This is a genomic window from Candidatus Villigracilis sp. (genome assembly GCF_057083605.1).
This window is the reverse complement of sequence record NZ_JBXMTI010000033.1, coordinates 1-17,672: the sequence shown is the minus strand read 5'-3', so window position 1 is coordinate 17,672 and position 17,672 is coordinate 1. Positions and strand designations below refer to the sequence as shown.

The 17,672-nt window shown below is 49.6% G+C and carries 12 protein-coding genes; 5 read left to right on the top strand and 7 right to left on the bottom strand.

What is annotated here, in order from left to right:
* Positions 1-15 precede the first annotated feature (15 nt).
* The 4 genes from ligA to AC14M5_RS05080 all read left to right on the top strand — a co-directional run bounded on the left by ligA (position 16) and on the right by AC14M5_RS05080 (position 8,378).
* Positions 16-2,085 carry an NAD-dependent DNA ligase LigA gene (gene ligA, locus AC14M5_RS05095; RefSeq protein ID WP_484028559.1) on the top strand — a complete coding sequence of 690 codons (2,070 nt, stop codon included), beginning with the start codon at positions 16-18 and terminating at the stop codon, positions 2,083-2,085.
* A 243-nt stretch (positions 2,086-2,328) separates the two neighbouring features.
* Complete coding sequence (locus AC14M5_RS05090; protein ID WP_484028558.1) at positions 2,329-3,540, top strand: aminotransferase class I/II-fold pyridoxal phosphate-dependent enzyme; 1,212 nt, start codon at positions 2,329-2,331, stop codon at positions 3,538-3,540.
* 728 nt (positions 3,541-4,268) lie between these two features.
* Positions 4,269-6,965, top strand: coding sequence for a cation-translocating P-type ATPase (locus tag AC14M5_RS05085; RefSeq protein ID WP_484028557.1), 2,697 nt, complete (start codon positions 4,269-4,271; stop codon positions 6,963-6,965).
* A gap of 591 nt (positions 6,966-7,556) precedes the next feature.
* Complete coding sequence (locus AC14M5_RS05080) at positions 7,557-8,378, top strand: trypsin-like serine protease (RefSeq protein ID WP_484028556.1); 822 nt, start codon at positions 7,557-7,559, stop codon at positions 8,376-8,378.
* Between the two features lie 73 nt (positions 8,379-8,451).
* Here the strand turns inward: AC14M5_RS05080 and AC14M5_RS05075 are convergent, their stop codons facing one another.
* The 5 genes from AC14M5_RS05075 to AC14M5_RS05055 form a co-directional block, all read right to left on the bottom strand.
* The gene (locus AC14M5_RS05075) at positions 8,452-9,597 is read right to left on the bottom strand and encodes an NAD(P)-binding domain-containing protein (RefSeq protein WP_484028555.1); all 1,146 of its coding nucleotides are present in this window, start codon (positions 9,595-9,597) and stop codon (positions 8,452-8,454) included.
* Between the two features lie 34 nt (positions 9,598-9,631).
* On the bottom strand, positions 9,632-10,120 hold the full coding sequence (locus AC14M5_RS05070; protein WP_484028554.1) for a pyridoxamine 5'-phosphate oxidase family protein: 489 nt from the start codon (positions 10,118-10,120) through the stop codon (positions 9,632-9,634).
* A 10-nt stretch (positions 10,121-10,130) separates the two neighbouring features.
* A complete protein-coding gene (locus AC14M5_RS05065) occupies positions 10,131-11,045 on the bottom strand; it encodes an alpha/beta hydrolase (RefSeq protein ID WP_484028553.1) in 915 nt (304 codons plus the stop codon).
* Between the two features lie 164 nt (positions 11,046-11,209).
* Complete coding sequence (locus AC14M5_RS05060; protein ID WP_484028552.1) at positions 11,210-13,558, bottom strand: S8 family serine peptidase; 2,349 nt, start codon at positions 13,556-13,558, stop codon at positions 11,210-11,212.
* A gap of 152 nt (positions 13,559-13,710) precedes the next feature.
* Positions 13,711-14,367: a YczE/YyaS/YitT family protein gene (locus tag AC14M5_RS05055; protein WP_484028551.1), complete on the bottom strand. Its 657-nt coding sequence runs from the start codon at positions 14,365-14,367 to the stop codon at positions 13,711-13,713.
* Between the two features lie 157 nt (positions 14,368-14,524).
* Between AC14M5_RS05055 and AC14M5_RS05050 the strand changes: the two genes are divergently transcribed.
* On the top strand, positions 14,525-15,712 hold the full coding sequence (locus AC14M5_RS05050) for a class I SAM-dependent rRNA methyltransferase (protein WP_484028550.1): 1,188 nt from the start codon (positions 14,525-14,527) through the stop codon (positions 15,710-15,712).
* 85 nt (positions 15,713-15,797) lie between these two features.
* Here the strand turns inward: AC14M5_RS05050 and AC14M5_RS05045 are convergent, their stop codons facing one another.
* Together AC14M5_RS05045 and AC14M5_RS05040 are read right to left on the bottom strand one after the other, a co-directional pair.
* Complete coding sequence (locus AC14M5_RS05045) at positions 15,798-16,715, bottom strand: AbiTii domain-containing protein (protein WP_484028549.1); 918 nt, start codon at positions 16,713-16,715, stop codon at positions 15,798-15,800.
* Between the two features lie 344 nt (positions 16,716-17,059).
* The coding region (locus tag AC14M5_RS05040; RefSeq protein ID WP_484028548.1) for a GNAT family N-acetyltransferase at positions 17,060-17,672 on the bottom strand (613 nt) is incomplete at its 5' end.

Genomic DNA, 17,672 nt, shown 5'->3' with positions numbered 1-17,672 from the left:
GGCTATAATGCAAACATGGCAGATAAACTTCTATCCCGATACGAAAAACTTAAGGCGCAGATCAACTTTCACAACCATCGTTATCACGTGCTGGATGCGCCCGTTATCAGTGATCTGGAATATGACCGCCTGCTCAAAGAACTCAACCAGATCGAAGCCGACCACCCGGACTGGATCACACGCGACAGCCCCACGCAGCGCGCCGGTGCCAAGCCTGCTGACCGTTTCGACAAGGTTAGCCACCCTGCTCCCATTCTAAGCCTGGCCAACGCTTTTGGTGCAGACGATACCCGCGCCTGGTTTGAGCGCGTCAAAAAAATTGATGACCGCGTTGAAAAAGCCAAATTTGTAGTCGAACCAAAAATTGACGGGTTATCCATCGTTTTACATTATCGTGATGGCTTGTTCGTGCAAGGCGCCACCCGCGGCAACGGCGAGATCGGCGAAGACATCACATCGAATTTACGGACGATACGCGCGATACCGTTGAAAATCCCTGTCGAAAGTGAAAGTCAAAAGTCGAAGGTTGAAAGTCACAAACCCCCTAAGTATTTGGTGGTTCGCGGCGAAGCTTTTATTCCCATCAAGGAATTTGAAAAATTAAATAAAAAACTGGAAGAAGCAGGCGAGAAAACATATCTTAATCCGCGCAATACGGCGGCGGGATCATTGCGCCAGCTTGACCCGCAACTTACTGCCTCACGCCCGCTGACTTTGCTCGTCTATCAGATCATATATTCAGAGGGCGGGAAGATTCCAAACACACAATGGGAAATCCTCGAATACCTCAAAGCGCTGGGCTTCCCCGTCGCGGATGTTGCCAAACGCTTCAATGACCTTGAATCCGCAATTGCCTACACTGAAACATGGAACGAGGGACGCGATAAATTATCCTACGAAGCGGATGGCATGGTCATCAAGATAGATGACTTAAACCTGGCCGCAGACCTCGGCTTTGTCGGCAAAGATCCGCGCGGTGCGATAGCCTTTAAATTTCCAGCACGCGAAGTGACCACTACTTTAAATGATATTGGCGTGGCCGTTGGGCGTACAGGTGTGCTGACTCCCTACGCCATCCTGGAGCCAGTTGAGATCGGCGGCGTGGTCGTGGAGCGCGCCACACTTCATAATTTTGATTACATCGCTGAAAAAGACATCCGCGTGGGAGACCGGGTTCTGGTCAAACGTGCAGGGGAAGTAATTCCTTATATCATCGGCCCTGTTGTGGACGTACGTTCTGGCAAAGAGAAAAAGTACAAGCCGCCCACGAAATGTCCCACTTGCGGACAGACGGTGGAACATTTTGAAGGTGAGGTCGCGTGGTATTGCGTCAATGCAGCCTGCCCTGCGCAGTTGTTGAGAAACGTGGAACACTTCGTCTCACGCGGCGCAATGGACATTGATGGGCTGGGGATCAAAATCGTCGAGAAGTTAATCGATGCAAATAAAGTGAGGGATGTCGGAGATATTTACAGGTTAACAAAGGGAGATATTCTTGAAGCAGTCACAAAGAAAGATCGAAAGACCAAGTCTGAACCGCCAGGCAAAATCGCGGATAAGCTGCTGGTATCCATTAATTCATCAAAGGGCAGACCATTAAGCCGCTTGATCGCCGCACTGGGTATACACGGAGTTGGCGAAGTCATGGCGAGGGATTTGTCACAAAATTTTATAGACCTGGATGAACTGGCAAAAACTAAAGTTGAAAACTTGATGCAAATTCCAGGGCTGGGCCCAAGCATTGCAGAATCCATAGTCGATTGGTTCTCTCTTCCCTTCAACAAACAGGTGTTGACGAAACTCAAATCCGCAGGCGTTTGGCCCAAAGGTAAATCCAAAGCTGAGAAAAAAGAAGGTGCGTTAAGCGGGTTGACTTTCGTAGTGACCGGCACACTTCCCACCTTATCGCGCGATGGCGTAAAGGAATTCATCGAAGACAGCGGCGGCAAAGTGATCGATAGCGTCAGCAAGAAAACCAGCTATCTAGTATTGGGCGAAAACCCTGGCTCAAAATTGGATAAAGCACAATCACTGGGCGTGAAAGTGATCAGTGAAGCTGAATTGCGAAAGCTCGCTGGTTCATAATTCCCCTCTTTAGATTGGGAGCACTAAAAGTTTGTTGGTGTAAGCTCTAGCCGCCGTCCCCGGCGGCGTTTTCTGAGTTTATACTTTACATTCAACTGAGCCTACTGCAATGTTTACTAACTTATAATCGTGTTTATTTGGCTAAATTTTTGTATTAAAAGGCTTGGAAATTTATTTAGCGAGCAGTAGACAGAACCATATCCCTCGGCTAAACTTACGTCATTCTGTTTCGGAGGCACTTAAATGGATGTTCAAAATTTTGACAACGCCACTACCAGGCGCATCGCTGCATTAAAGACGCGCGTGGATACCATGAAAGAACACGGCTATTATTTTTACAATCAAGCTGTCGAAGAGATTTTGGATGGGGCGAAGGTGCGTGTGAATGGGCGGGAAATGGGGATGTACGCTTCATATTCCTACCTGGGCCTGGTTGGGCATCCGAGGATTAACGAGGCGGCCAAGAAAGCTGTCGACCAATGGGGAACGGGAACAAACGGCGTCCGCACGCTGGCAGGGACATTGACCCTGCATAACGAATTGGAAGAAACGATTGCAAATTTTAAACATGCAGAAGCAGCGATCACATACACATCAGGTTATGTGACCAACCTGACCGTCATCTCCACGTTGATCGGACGCGGCGATTACGTCTTCTCAGATAAGATCAATCATGCCTCCATTGTGGATGGATGTCTCATGTCCGGTGCGGAGTTCCGCCGTTTTCGTCATAATGATATGGAACATCTCGAAGGCTTACTTAAAAACGCACCAGCCGACGTTGCCAAACTCGTCATTGCAGATTCAGTCTTCAGCATGGATGGCGATATCATCGACCTGCCCAAGATCGTTGAATTAAGCAAAAAATACAACGCCTGGCTAATGATCGACGAGGCGCATTCTGTAGGCGTGCTCGGAAAAAAAGGAACGGGCATCGAAGAACATTTCGGTCTAGGCGATGTGATCGATATCAAAATGGGCACATTGAGTAAGACCATCCCCTCGGTAGGTGGATACGTGGCCGCCAAGAAAGACATGATCGATTATCTGCGTCACGGAAGCCGCGCATATATCTTCTCTGCAGCATTGCCGCCCGCACAAGCCGCTGCCGCCAACGAAGCCTTCAAAGTTATTTTGGATGAACCCTGGCGGCTTGATAGACTCAATCAAAATACCAAGCAATTCATTGGTGGCTTGAAAAGCATGGGTTTCGACACTCTCCTCACTGAAACAGCCATTGTCCCGGTATTATGTGGAACTGACGAACGCGCCTTTGAACTGACAAAGCAATGCCAGGAAAACGATGTATTTGTTTTGCCCGTGGTCTCCCCTGCTGTGCAGGAGGGAATGGCAAGGCTGCGAGCGACTGTCACCGCGGCGCATGAGCCAAGCGAGATCGAGCGCGCCATGGATGTGATCTACGAAGCAGGGAAAAGAATGGGAATGGTTAAGTAATGTAAGTTGCTGCTTTTCCAAATTGTGTCACCCTGAGCGATAGCGACACATGCACCGCATTGCGGATGCAGTGCGGTGAGGGTCTCTACTTCTGAAATACGAGATGTTTCGCTCACCGCACTGCAACAAGCGCAGTGCGGCGCAGTGTCGCTCAACATGACACTGCATGGGCGAGTAAGTAAGAGAAAGAAATAAAAAAAATCGCTACTGACCAACTCCGATGGGGAGCAGCCACCCAATTATTTGGGATGCACAGTCGTCAATACGGAAAATCTCCCCGCTATCCTGTAAATGCCAAGACCATCGTCAAACTTTGGCGATGGTCTTTTTACTTGCTACTATCGCCCAAAATACTTGAAGGTAATTTCTCTACCGTACAAGCCCCCTACTTTCCGTCATTGTGAGGGCGTTCTCCCTGGCACCGTCCGGCTTAAGCCGTACCAGGGCAGGTGTGCTCTTGCCCGAAGCAATCTAAACCACAGTTCTGAGATTGTTTCGCCGCCAAAGGCAAGATCGGCGTCTCGCAATGACGGATGTACGGTCGAGAAAAGGTAGTAAAAAGAGTTGCATGAATTGGAAATAGCTTCCCAGACTCTTCATCGTCATTTTTATCAGAGCATGTATTTGGTGTACACTACTTGTGCGGCTGTTGGTCAGCGGTTTTTATCAAACAACGTCTCTCACTGGTATTATCATTGGCACAAACAAAACAGAATGGATATTGATTAATGAACTGGCATCTTACAGATATTCAGGAAAGTCTTTCAAACCTGAACTCAGATCAGCAAAACGGACTTTCTGAAACTGAAGCATCGGCACGGCTTGCAGCACATGGCGCGAATGAACTCATCGAACGTGGCGGGCGGACTCCCTTACAAATATTATGGGAGCAGCTCACCGCCACGATGGTTTTGATCCTGATCGGCGCCGCAGTGGCGGCGGGTCTACTTGGCGATACAAAAAACGCAATCGCGATCCTTTCCATTGTCGTGCTTTACGCATTTTTGGGTTTCATTCAGGAATACCGCGCCGAACAGGCCATTGCCGCGCTCAAGAAAATGTCTGTGCCAAACGTGCGCGTGCTTCGCGATGGCAATTTGCGGGAACTCTCTGCACGCGAACTTGTGCCCGGCGATATCATTCAACTGGAAACAGGCAATGTTATCCCCGCAGATTTGCGTTTGCTTGAAGCAGTCAACTTGCGGATTCAGGAAGCCGCTCTCACCGGTGAATCAGAGCCCATTGAAAAACATACGGCCACACTTTCTGGCGAAGACCTGCCCCTTGGTGACCGCCGCAACTTGAGCTACATGAGCACCATCGTCACACAAGGGCGCGGACTCGCACTGGTGGTTGCCACGGGAATGCAGACCGAACTTGGCAAGATCGCTGAACTGATCCAACAAGTGCAGCACGAACAAACTCCGCTTCAACGCAGGCTGAATACGCTCGGAAAAAATCTTGCAGTGATCGGCGTTGTAATCGCCGCGCTGGTATTTATCCTTGGCCTCATGCGCGGCGATGAAATCCGTCATATGCTGCTTACGGCAGTCAGCGTGGCAGTTGCCATTGTGCCGGAAGGTCTGCCCGCAGTCGTTACCATCACATTGGCACTTGGCGCGCAACGCATGTTGAAACGCGAAGCGCTCATCCGCAAACTACCTGCCGTTGAAACGCTTGGTTCGGTTACTGTTATCTGCTCCGATAAAACAGGCACGCTGACCGAAAACCGCATGACCGTCGTGGTGTTGGATGTGGCCGAACACGCCCTCGACTTGACCGAAAAAATGGAACGCGACGGTACGCTTCGTGCCACCCGTGGGCTGGGTGCGCCAGCCGAATCCTCTCTTTCGCTGGCAGCGATTGGCGGTGCCTTATGCAATGACGCCAAGTTGATAGACACCGGCGATGACCGCTTCCACACACTGGGAGACCCCACTGAAGGTGCGTTGGTAGTGGCCGCCGCAGAAATGGGTTATTGGAAGTCAACACTGGATTCGTCCTTCCCACGCACGGCGGAGCTTCCCTTTGATTCAGAACGCAAACGCATGACCACTGTCCACCATCTTGGGAACTACGATCCCACTGTGCTATCGGGCCTTGAGATTGGTGACAAACGTTATATCGCCTTCACCAAAGGCGGCGTGGACGGGCTTCTCGACCTCACCAGCGATGTTTGGGTGGAGGGAAGGTCCCTGCCAATGGATGCAGGCTGGAGGTCCAGAATTGAAGCGGCGAATGATGGGCTTGCCAAAAAAGGCATGCGCGTCCTCGGCGTTGCATTCCGTCTGCTTAACTCCATCCCTGAGATCATTCAAACAGACCTCGAACAGAATCTAACTTTCGTTGGCTTGTTCGGCATGATCGACCCGCCGCGCAATGAGGTAAAGGATGCGGTTGCAACCTGCCGCGCTGCCGGCATTCGACCTGTGATGATCACGGGTGACCATCCATTAACAGCGATAGAGATCGCACGCCAGTTGGGGATCACTGAAAATGGCCGTGCCTTGACGGGCGTTGAAATCGAGAGTTTATCCTTTGATGATTTGAAAAATGTCGTGGATGAAGTGAGTGTCTTTGCGCGGGTTGCGCCTGAACATAAGTTGAGGATCGTGCAGGCTTTGCAGGAAAAGGGACACATCGTTTCGATGACTGGCGACGGTGTCAATGATGCACCAGCGCTTCGCAAAGCGGATATCGGCGTGGCAATGGGGCTCACTGGCACGGATGTATCGAAGGAAGCCTCTGATCTGGTTTTGCTCAACGATAATTTTGCGACCATCGTTGCGGCAGTGCAGGAAGGCCGAACGATCTACGATAACATCCGCAAGTTCGTGCGCTTTAGTGTGGCGGGTAACATCGGTAAAGTGTTGGTGATGTTGATCGCTCCATTTTTGGGTAAACCATTGCCATTGTTACCTTTACAGTTATTATGGCTTAACTTATTAACGGATGGCCTGCTTGGTTTGGGAATGGGCGTGGAAAACCCCGAGCCTGATACTATGAAGCGCAAACCATATTCCCCCACCGAAGGCGTGTTCTCACGCGGTACAGGGGCTCAAACTATTTGGGTGGGCGTGATGATCGGCGCACTCGCATTGGGGCTTGGCTCCTGGTATTTCTTCACAGGCCGCGCCGAATGGCAAACAATGATCTTCACCTCATTGGCATTCATGCAGGTCTTTCAGGCTTTGGCTTCGCGCTCTGATAAGGAATCGTTATTCAAAATGCGGCTGATGAGCAATCCATTACTGGCAGGCACGGCCTTGTTGGTTGTCGGATTGCAACTGGCCGTGATCTACACCCCCGGTTTGAGCAGTTTCTTTGAAGTTGTGCCGTTGAGCGGATGTGACCTGTCCATCGCTGCCGCAACAGGCGTGATCGTATTCGTAGTGATAGAGTTGGGGAAGAATTTGAAGAAGTGAGGGGTAATTAACTCAAGTTACCACATTGTAATAAAAAGAAATGTGTCACCCTGAGGGAGCGCGTTCTCCGCGACCGAAGGGTCTGCATTTACGGTGTCAGAGATGCTTCGGGGCGAAGAGCGCCCCTCAGCATGACATAACGGGAGTAAGAGACACATCCAAACATAGTTTTTGCGGATGAGTCTTTTTTAATAACAAAAGATATAAGCTCATAGAGTAGTTTGGGGTTAATAGAATCGTTTCCTAATCATGTTTTTAAGAGTGGTTAAGATTAGATTTACTTGCAGCATGTACCATCAATACATTATGTAGTGACAAAACTTGATATTCAAGAACATCGCTCAAAACATCCCACTCGTCCAATCATAAATTGAATATTTGCGTCCATTGAAATATGGACGGTAAAAATTCACCAACTGTACTGCAAAGCACAGGTTATCCCTTCACGCCAGTTTTTATCCTTCTGGTTCATCCTTACTGAAAAGGAGGTGATGCTTTCGACCATGAACCTGCTGTTTCCTGCCTGACCCATCAAATAAGAAAGAACGGGAATGGCAATGAATTGACCAACAACAAAAGGAGAAATACAAAATGAAAAAAGTTACACTAGCGGTTGTGCTTGCGCTGGCTTTGGTATTCAGCACGATCGGCCTCGCCAGCGCGATCACAAACGGCCAGCCTGATGGTAACAATCATCCGTATGTCGGTTTGGTCGTGTTCGATGTTATAGACGGAAATGGCAACCAGGTGCCCTCGCACCGTTGCAGCGCTTCCCTTCTTACACCGACAGTTGTTCTGACGGCTGGACACTGCACCGATGGAACAGTGGCTGCCCGCATTTGGTTTGACGAGGTGGTTCAGGGCAATCCTGAATACCCGTTCAGCGGCGCTACTTCCTATGACGGCACGCCTTATACCTACCCAGGCTTTTGTATTGGGTGTGGTGACGGTCTGCCCGGATTTGCCGCCGGTGACGTTGGTATCGTCATCCTGAGCGAGCCAGTTCCAGAGAGTGTAGTCAGTGAATATGCCGCCCTGCCATCCGAAGGTCTGGTTGACACCCTTGAAAACAAAACCGAGGTTGACTTGGTAGGTTATGGCGTACAGGAGCAGATCGTTGGCAATGGTCCTCCGATCTGGGCTGGGCTCAGAGTCCGCTTGTTTGCGCCGAGTGAGCTCGTCTCCGGTGAGTTTGTGCACAGCGATGAATTTATGAAGCTGGCGCTCAACCCCGGCGGCGGTTCAGGTGGTACCTGCTTTGGCGACTCGGGTGGGCCTGATCTACTGGCTGGCACGGACACCGTCCTGGCAGTCAACTCGTACGTGACCAACTCCAATTGTTCAGGCGTGGGCTATTCCAACCGCGTCGACACCCCGGATGTACTGGCATGGATTAACGATTTCCTGCCCTAGATCCGAATCTTTACCAATAATATGTGGAGCCACCATAATGGTGGCTCCACTTTATTTATTTCTTTTGATACTACTACTTTGCAACTGCATTCCCAATGATCTTCGCCGAGGCCCGCGTGGAGACGGTGAAACCAAAGAACGGCCCGAAATCCTGGCCAGCGGGCATACTGGTGATATATAACCCCTTCACGCTAGTCTGAAAACATTCATCCAATATGGGAAAGCCATTCATCACCGAAATCTTTTCAAACAAATTCCCCTTTGCCAAAAACGGGATCTGCTCCAAATCCACTTTGTAGCCAGTTGCCAAAATCATATCATCCACAATAAAAGATTCGCCGTTATCCAGGCGGACGTCCAGCGCGCCGTCGTCACGCTCTGTGCATGAGATCAACTTCGTCTTTGCATGAATGTGCGTGTTCTTTTTCAACACACGCTTCTCCAGCCACGGTTCCACCTTCAACCGCCCCTCACTCCACAACCGCCTGCTGACCGCATCCTTTTCATCCTGGGTCAGGTTGCGAAACCAGCCGGGGTTATCCACCATCGAATCCACCAGCGGCGAGACCCATTTCCACTCCGATTCCGCAAACTGTGGAGACTCGTGCCTGTGAACCAGATGGACTTCCGCTGCGCCTTCGTCGTTCAACAGGGCTGTCCATTCGAATGCGCTTTGCCGGCCGCCCAGGATAAGTACCCGCTTCCCTTTCAGACCTTTGAACTGCACGGCCTCCACCGTATGCCTGAATCTACCCTTGGGCAGAAGTTCGGTCAGCTCTGAGGGCAGATTCTTGAAATACCCCATGCCAATCGCCATAACTACATTCTTCGCCTCGATCACATCCCCATCCTCCAGCACGGCCTCGAAATGCTCATTGACCTTGTCCAGCTTCGTTACATAAACCGGCAGGCACTGAATCCTGTTTTGTTCCTGAAACCACTGGCAATATTCAAGATAAAAGTCGCGAGAGAGCGGTTCCACATCCGCAGGGGTCTTTCCCAACGTCGCCAGGTAATTGACAATGCTTGCCTGACCCATCGGGTCGAGCGACCAGTCCGATGCGGAACGCAGGAACATGCCATTGGGCATGTTGGTTTTCCAGAACTCCATCGACTTGCCCACCACGAGATGATCCACGCCCAAATATTTCACATACGCCGCAAGCGCTAATCCAAATGGCCCCGCACCGATAATGAGAAGGTCTGTTTTCCTGTTCATTTCACATCTCCGTTTGAGGTAAATTTATTTTTTGTCATCCATCAAAGATAAATTTTGTGGGGTTCTCGAAGAACTTCGTCCACGCCAGGCATTGACGCGGCGTGAAGATATACAGGCCGCCTTCATCCCATTGATCAGGCTTGGGAGCATAGCCATCCGATTCGTATTTCGCGCAGTAAGCGACTGATAGTCGCTGGGCAAGCTCAGGGTCGGGTTTTGAGGCGGGTTGTGATGTGCCATCCATGATGACCACATCATTTCCACTTTCCAGGTGCAAGGTCACGTTTGGATTCTTCTCAAGATTTCGCGCGTGACGTGTTTCAGGGCTGCCATCATAATAAAGTTTTCCATCAAGAAATGCGCCCCAACGCGGAATGACATGAGGGCGACCATCAGGATAGACAGAGCACAACCAATAATTGATGGATTCAGTCAATCGCTTTTCAACATGCTCCCAGGGCACTTCGGAGATCGGGTGATCCACATATCCTTTGGGAAATTTTGGGCGGGTGGTCTTTGGCATATTATTCACCTCAGGGTGACACATCTAGTAAGTATTGATCAAAAAACGCAGCGACTCGCGCCTCGTATTCTTCTGCTCGTTCCTTATCGAACCCCACATGACCAAGTTCGGGATCAAACCATAATTCCTTTGGCTCACCTGCCGCATCATAGAGGCGTTGTCCGCTGTTCGGTGAAATGATGGTATCGAGGCCGCCCTGCATCAGGAAGACAGGGCGCGGGCTGATCTGTGGGATCCATTGGGTTGTATCGATCTCCTCCATTTTAATATCTGTTTCATCCTCCGCCCAGAATACGATTAGAGGCACAAAGGGAAATTCAGGCAAGCCTGTAAAATGTTTAACGCTGGTTGCAACCGTATCCTGCATGGATGAGAAGGCGCAATTTGCGACCACCGCCTTGATATTTTGATTCAGCGCGGCATATTGAATGGATAACATCCCGCCATAGGAATTCCCAAGAATGCCGATCTTGTCATGGTCAAAATCATCGCGGGTGAGCAGGTATTGATACCAGGTTTCCATATCATCCATTTCATACACGCCGAGCGTGATCAATTCACCTTCACTGTAATCATGCGCGCGGACAGAAGTAACCAGCACGCCATAGCCGTGACGATGCATCATCTCAGCTTCGTTGAGCAATTCGCGGCGCGTGGATTTGTACCCATGCTGCATGATGATGACGGCCCCATTTTCAGAAGGGATAAACCAGCCTGTGAGTTTCATGCCATCAGAGTTGGTCACGACCACATCTTCAAATTCGAGGCTGTAATCGGCTGGAGTTTCATCGGGCAGGTTGCGGGTTGCCATCGGCGCATGGAGCAAGTTATGGGCTTCAGCACGAGTCTTCCAGAGCAGGATGGAAGTGATGACGATTAGAAGGCTTGCGAGTGTAGCTAGAGTTATTTTTGTGATGCGATTCATGAAATGTATTCCTTTGGCTAACAATACGAGATGCTTCGCTTCGCTACTGGAGAACCATGTCGTTGCGAGGAGGGCATTTGTATTTTCCGACGAAGCAATCTCCGACACGGCGAGGAGATTGCTTCGGGCAAAGAACAAGAACGCCCTCGCAATGACATAGGAATTTATTGCCCCAAAGCCTCTTTCACAGCTTCATACACATCCACAACACCGTAGCCATAAGCATTATTGGGGACATTACCCGTGAAGCATCCAACAGATGTATCCCCGGTAAAGGGCTGCGCGGTATCGATGATGAGTTGTTCTGTCGCGTCAATGTCGCCGATTAGATTGGGCTGTGCGGACCAGATCAACGCTACGACGCCCACCAAATGCGGGCCCGCCATTGAAGTTCCGCTGTTTGGTCCATAAGTACCTTCCGGCAGCGAAGAGAGAATTTCCACGCCCGGGGCGACAATATCAGGCTTGATACGGCCAGAACCATCCACAACCACCGGGCCGCGACTGCTGAAAACAGCCATGTTGCCGAACTGGTCAATGGCACCCACTGAAAATACAGAGTCATACAAAGATAATGGCGATTCAACAGTTTCACAACTTGGCCCATCATTGCCAGTGGATACCACCACAAAGATGCCCGCGTAGCGCAAATTATCCACAGCATATAACAAGGCATTCGGGTCACAACCTTCCAGAGATGGACAGCCCCAGGAATTATTCATCACATGCGCGGCCTGGGTTGGGTCGCCGTCAAATAACGGGTCGCCGCCCAGCGGAAATGGCGCGAGCATGAATTGCATACAATCCAAATATAGTGCGGGGTTGCCGAGGTTTCTATCGAGGTTTACACAACCGATCCATTGTGCTTTGGGAGCAATGCCGATCCCATCTGCGCCGAGGATCGTGCCCATCGTATGCGTACCATGCCCACCTTCATCATTGGGGGAGGTTGTCGCATCCCAGGGATCGAACCAGTTGTAATCATTGCTCGTGTTGAATCCGCGATATTGTTTCGCAATTGCGGGATGATTCCCATCCACACCCGAATCAGATTGGCCAACTACAATGCCTTCGCCCTCCACGTCGAATTCAGTCCAGACCTTGTCCGCGCCAATCATGGAGACATTCCACTGTACGCTGCCATCAACGGTAGTCAAATATCCAGGCGAAGGAGAATCTTCGGGAGCAGCACGCAGGCGCGGGCTGGGAATGACGCGATCCACTTCGGAGCGGGTCATCAAATACAGGCGCAACAACGTCCCGCCCTGAACCTCCATCGCATTTTCCAAATAATAAGGCGTGTACTCAACGCCGACTGCATCAAAGAATTGGCGCATGCCAGCCTGGGTTTTATTTGCATGTTCTGTTAATTGTTCATAGGCTGCGGTCAATCTCTCATCACGGTCTTCGATCTCCGCTACTGCAGAAATATCCGCCTGATCTTTTAAGATGACAAAAAGCCTGTCACCATAATTTCCTGGATTGCCAAACAAAAAGAAGATAGTGATGACGGACAACCACGTGATGCCAGCGCCAGCCCAACCAACCGCCCGCTTCACATTCGCGCCCGAACCTGTTGAGGCAAACTGACGGAGGAGCAGTGCGATGATGCTCGTGCCCCAACCGATCAACAACGCAATGCCGAGGGCCTTGCTTGCAAGCCCTACAATATCGCCGAGAATGAAGGTTAATTCGGTGGGGTCAAAAAACGCCAGCCCTGCAAATGCAAGGATTCCTGTTGCGGCAGTGGCTGCGGCGCGTGATGGCAATACGGCTGCGATTGCAAAGGAGCATGCGGGAATCAAGACGACCAATAAAACCTGCGCGCCATCGTAGCCAAGCACAGAAGCCAACAAGGCGAGTACTCCGCCTACACCTACACCGTCCAATAAGACATTCTCCGTCGTCGCAGACATCAATGTGGCAGCAAGGAAGCCAAACGAGAGGCCCGCCAGCAGGCTTAAGCAGGCATCGGCAAAGGAGCCAAAGGAACCGTAGATCACAAGCGGCAAAATGCCGATACCTCCCATCAATAATCCGAAGGGAAGCGCGCCGCGGTCCCAAACGACATCTTTCCCACGAAAACGAATGACGACGAAACCTGCCACCAATGAAAGGACGATCTGAAGCATCGAGCCGATCTGATCGTTATTCGGCCCAAGCGCCCGCAATAACAAAGCAGGGAAAGCCATTAACGCTGCACCAAACAGACCGGCATATACGGGTTTGAAACGATCATCAGTTGTAAAGCGCCATAACAAGCCAGCAGCCAGGGCCATGACAACGCCCTGCAGGGCCAACCCAATCGGCCCAGCCCATGCCCAGTTTTTGGCGCTCAACGAAACAATTGCGCTTTGTTCCATCGTCCACAACACAAAATGGTAGATGAATAAACAAAACGGCATGGGCAGTGCAAAGATCAAAAAGATTGCCAGCGCCCCGCCGCTTCTATTTTTCGGTTCGGAAACAGTTTCAGGTTCAAAAACGGGAGTGTTATCAATTGATTCGGTCATGGTTTCTCCTAACTTATGTCTCCGCATTTTATTAGAATTTTGATATCACATAATTTGAACCGCCGAGACGCGGAGTTCGCGGAGTTTTCAAAAGCTTTCTCTGCGTTCTCAGCGACTCTGCGGTGAAATTTGATCTGAGTTCCCTATAAAATTTACTCCGCGCCGCCTTCAACTCCTGCAACTACCACTTCATCTATCGGTTTATGCGGCTGGACTTTGAATATTTTAAATCCCCATTGCACAGATGGGCCAACCAAAATGGCATAAGCCAATGTGCCAAAACCTGCGGGGCCGCCCAAGAGCCAGCCTATCGTCACTACTGTCACCTCAATGATTGCACGCGCCGCGCGGATGCTGATACCCGTAGTGCGTTTGATCGCCAGCATCATGCTGTCACGCGGACCCGCGCCCGCATCCACGCCAATATAGATGGCGCTGGCGAGTCCCATTAAAAAGATCGCCAGCAACAACATGCCAATTTGCAAGGGCAGGTTATCCGTCACCGATGGAACGAACGAAAGCCAGAAATCCTCCCACGGCCCGATCGACAAAATATTTGCGAGCGTCCCCCATCCAATTTTTTCACGCATGATCAGCGCGCCTGAAAGCACCATGAACCCCATCACCACCGTCATCGTCCCGATGGTGATGCCGATTTTTTGCGCCAGTGCCACTTCTAATACCGCCCACGCACCCGTGCCAATATTTCCACGGATCATCAAGGTGATCGCCAGCCCAAACAAGAAGAAACCGATCTGTATTCTAAGAAAGTCAAGAAAAAAAGTATTCCAACGAATTGGTTTTAACATGAGTCTCCATTGAATTCTTATGTCGTTGCGAGGGCGCTCTTGCTCTTCGCCCGAAGCAATCTCGGCATTATGACAGAGATTGCTTCGTCGGGAAGTACTCCCTCCTCGCAACGACATGAACGAATGCGATAATACCACGCTGTGATACACTCCCACCATGAAGATCACCATAAAACATGGACGTGAAAAGAGTCTATTGCGACGCCATCCCTGGGTCTTTGCGAGTGCACTTCTACCATTGGACAAAGAACCCGCTTCAGGCTCAACCGTTGACTTGCTCTCGTCCGAGGGGCATTTCCTCGCTCGTGCCTCCTACTCCCCACACTCCCAGATCCGCGCGCGGGTGTGGACGTTTGAGGATGAAGCTGTTGATAAGGAATTCTTTCGTAAAAAGATTCGCGCTGCCATTGAAATGCGTCGAATGTCAAAGGTCGAAAGTCAATCTGATTCTTATCGTTTGTTGCATGGCGAGTCTGACGGGACTCCGGGCTTTGTCCTGGATCGGTACAAAGATATTCTCGTGCTCCAATCCACCACTGCTGGTTCTGAATTCTGGAAAGAAACCATCGCCGATTTGCTCATCGAAGAGGCGGGTATTCAAAACATCTACGAACGCTCCGATGCAGATGTGAGGGAACTGGAAGGCCTTAAACCTATTACTGGAATTTTACGCGGCACAATCCAAAATCCCCAATTACGAATTACGGAACACGGATTACTTTTTCAAGTCAACATCGACACTGGCCACAAAACCGGCTTCTACCTCGACCAACGCGCAAACCGTCAACGCGTGGGTGAACTTGCCAAAGACCGCGATGTATTAAATTGCTTTTGTTACACTGGCGGATTTTCGATCCATGCGCTGGCGAACGGAGCAAAATCCGTGTTATCTGTTGATTCATCTGCCGATGCATTGTCTTTGCTTGAAGAAAATATCGCTATCAACCGCGTCCGCATCCCCGCTGACCGTCACACATCGCTTGAAGGCGATGTCTTTCAACTGCTAAGAAAATTCCGTGACGAGAACCGCTCCTTCGACATGATCATTCTTGACCCGCCAAAATTCGCTCCCACTGCCGCTCATGCAGAGAAAGCATCACGCGCATACAAAGACATCAACTTGCTGGCTTTCAAGTTATTACGACACGGCGGCATCCTGGTCACCTTCTCTTGTTCCGGCGGAGTGGATGCGGCCCTCTTCCAAAAGATCATCGCTTCCGCCGCATTGGATGCAGGCACGGAGGCGACGATCATCGAGCATTTGTCGCAGGGAAGTGATCACCCGGTCAGTTTGCATTTTCCAGAGGGTGCATATTTGAAGGGGTTGGTGTGTGTGAAGGAATGAGGATAATATAGCCCAATTTAGCGGGCAACCTCTGATGCCGAACTGCAGAAATTGCGCCCGTGTTGAGACCCCTTTGTGTAGAAACTTAGGGATGATGTTCAGGCAACAAGTTAAGCAAATAAACGGTAAGTTCTCTCCTGATACGCTCTAAGATACGTTGATAGTCTGAAGGTTGTGCATATGCCACTAACTCCGCATTAGGATTATCAGCGTCAGGGTTGATATCCCCCAACGTGAAAGACAGCGTGACAATTCCTTTCTGGAGATCGGAATTTTGTAGGTTTGACTCTATTGAAGATACTGAGTGAGCAATTAGAACCTTATATTGGAAAAAATGTTCAGGTTCACGACGCATATACTCAAAGACGCTGCTCGCATTTCCTGCCCATGCAATTGATTGTAAGTTAATTCGTGAAGTCCCAGATACATAAACATCCAAAAGGCGATGAGGAATCGGAGATGAAGTTGGGTCGGCATATCCAGAGAGTTCATTACGACAAAATTTTTCAAACGGAACATCCCCTGCTTTTTGCGCTATTGCTAACGCCTCCGCTAAACATTGAGCTAAAGTCACGCTTCTCGCCTGAACTTTAGCCAACAAGCTGTGAATCTCCGAACTCGTACTGCCTTCATCCTCGTTTTCTGCCGCGGATTGATCTACATGAACGACAGGGCGAACATCTCCACGTAACTGCCGAACTGCTTCATAAAGTAAAGTTCGATACATTTTTACTTCATGGAGTGTTAACCCCTTGCTTTGCCGAGTAGTGCTGTCATATTCATCATGATGAGGGATACAAAGATACGCTAAGTTTTCGAAATCTATATTAGCAGGATTGCTATCAAGGTGCGCAATTTGCCCCTTCTTTTCAGCCAGATCCATTTGTAAGCCGAAACAAAGACAACATCGTCTAGCACTCTGAGTAAGCACTTCGGTTTCTATTTCTTGCGGGGTCCTTTTGCGTTTTCCCATAGTATTGTTTGATTTGTCACCAGAATTCATATTGAAAGAAGTCACCAAAAGAATTGCGCTATGGCGTGGCGGGAGGGTAACACTTGAGGCATACTTGGCCTCCCTATCAAAATGGGACAATGTTTGAGCGTAGTATAAACCCAAATTGACCTGATAATCATCGGGTATTTGCAGGTATTGATTTGTGTGAAAAGTTGAGAACAGGAGTGCGTCGCACCTTACTCAATGAGATAAATCAAATGCGTGGACTAGTCTCCTTAATAGAATGAATCCACCCGTCTGGTGCGACGCACTTTCGCCCACTTTTTGCCAAAAGACAAATATTGCATTGAAAGAAGTGAAACAATTCTGTTCACGATACTTCTGCTGAAATTTCACATATCGAGGGCAAAATAAACATCGCCATCAAGATAGTGAGTTATTTGAAACCCAAATCTCTTGTAAAACTTAATAACCTCATGCCAAGTTTCAGTGGTTTCAAGAATAACCCGCTTGTAACCATTAGATTTTGCGTACTGACACAATTTACCAAGAATCATTTTTCCAATACCATTGCGACGCACATTTGTAACAACTGACATTCTAACAATTTCCGCAGTGTTATTTGATTTTGGAACAATCGCTCCCGTGCCAATTACTTTATTGTCTTGTAAAGCAACCAAAAACAGGCCATTGGAGTAACTCGAACTTATCTCATTCAAATCAGGATTTTTACCTAAATCAAGTGTACCCCAGTGTTCTGCTAACCCAGCCAAGATCAGACTCTTCACTTCAGACTGATAGTTTGGTTGAAAAGGCACAACAACTATGTTTTGCAGTGAATTCATTTTACAAATTCCGAATTTGCTCTGCTGTAAACAGCGGGCTAACGAGACTGTCGAAAAACCCCTAGTTCGAAAAATGTTCTTAAAAATCTCCCACAACAGACTAAAAAATTGCCAAAATGTTGCCAAAGTGTTGTGCGGAACACCAAAAACCAGACGCCTT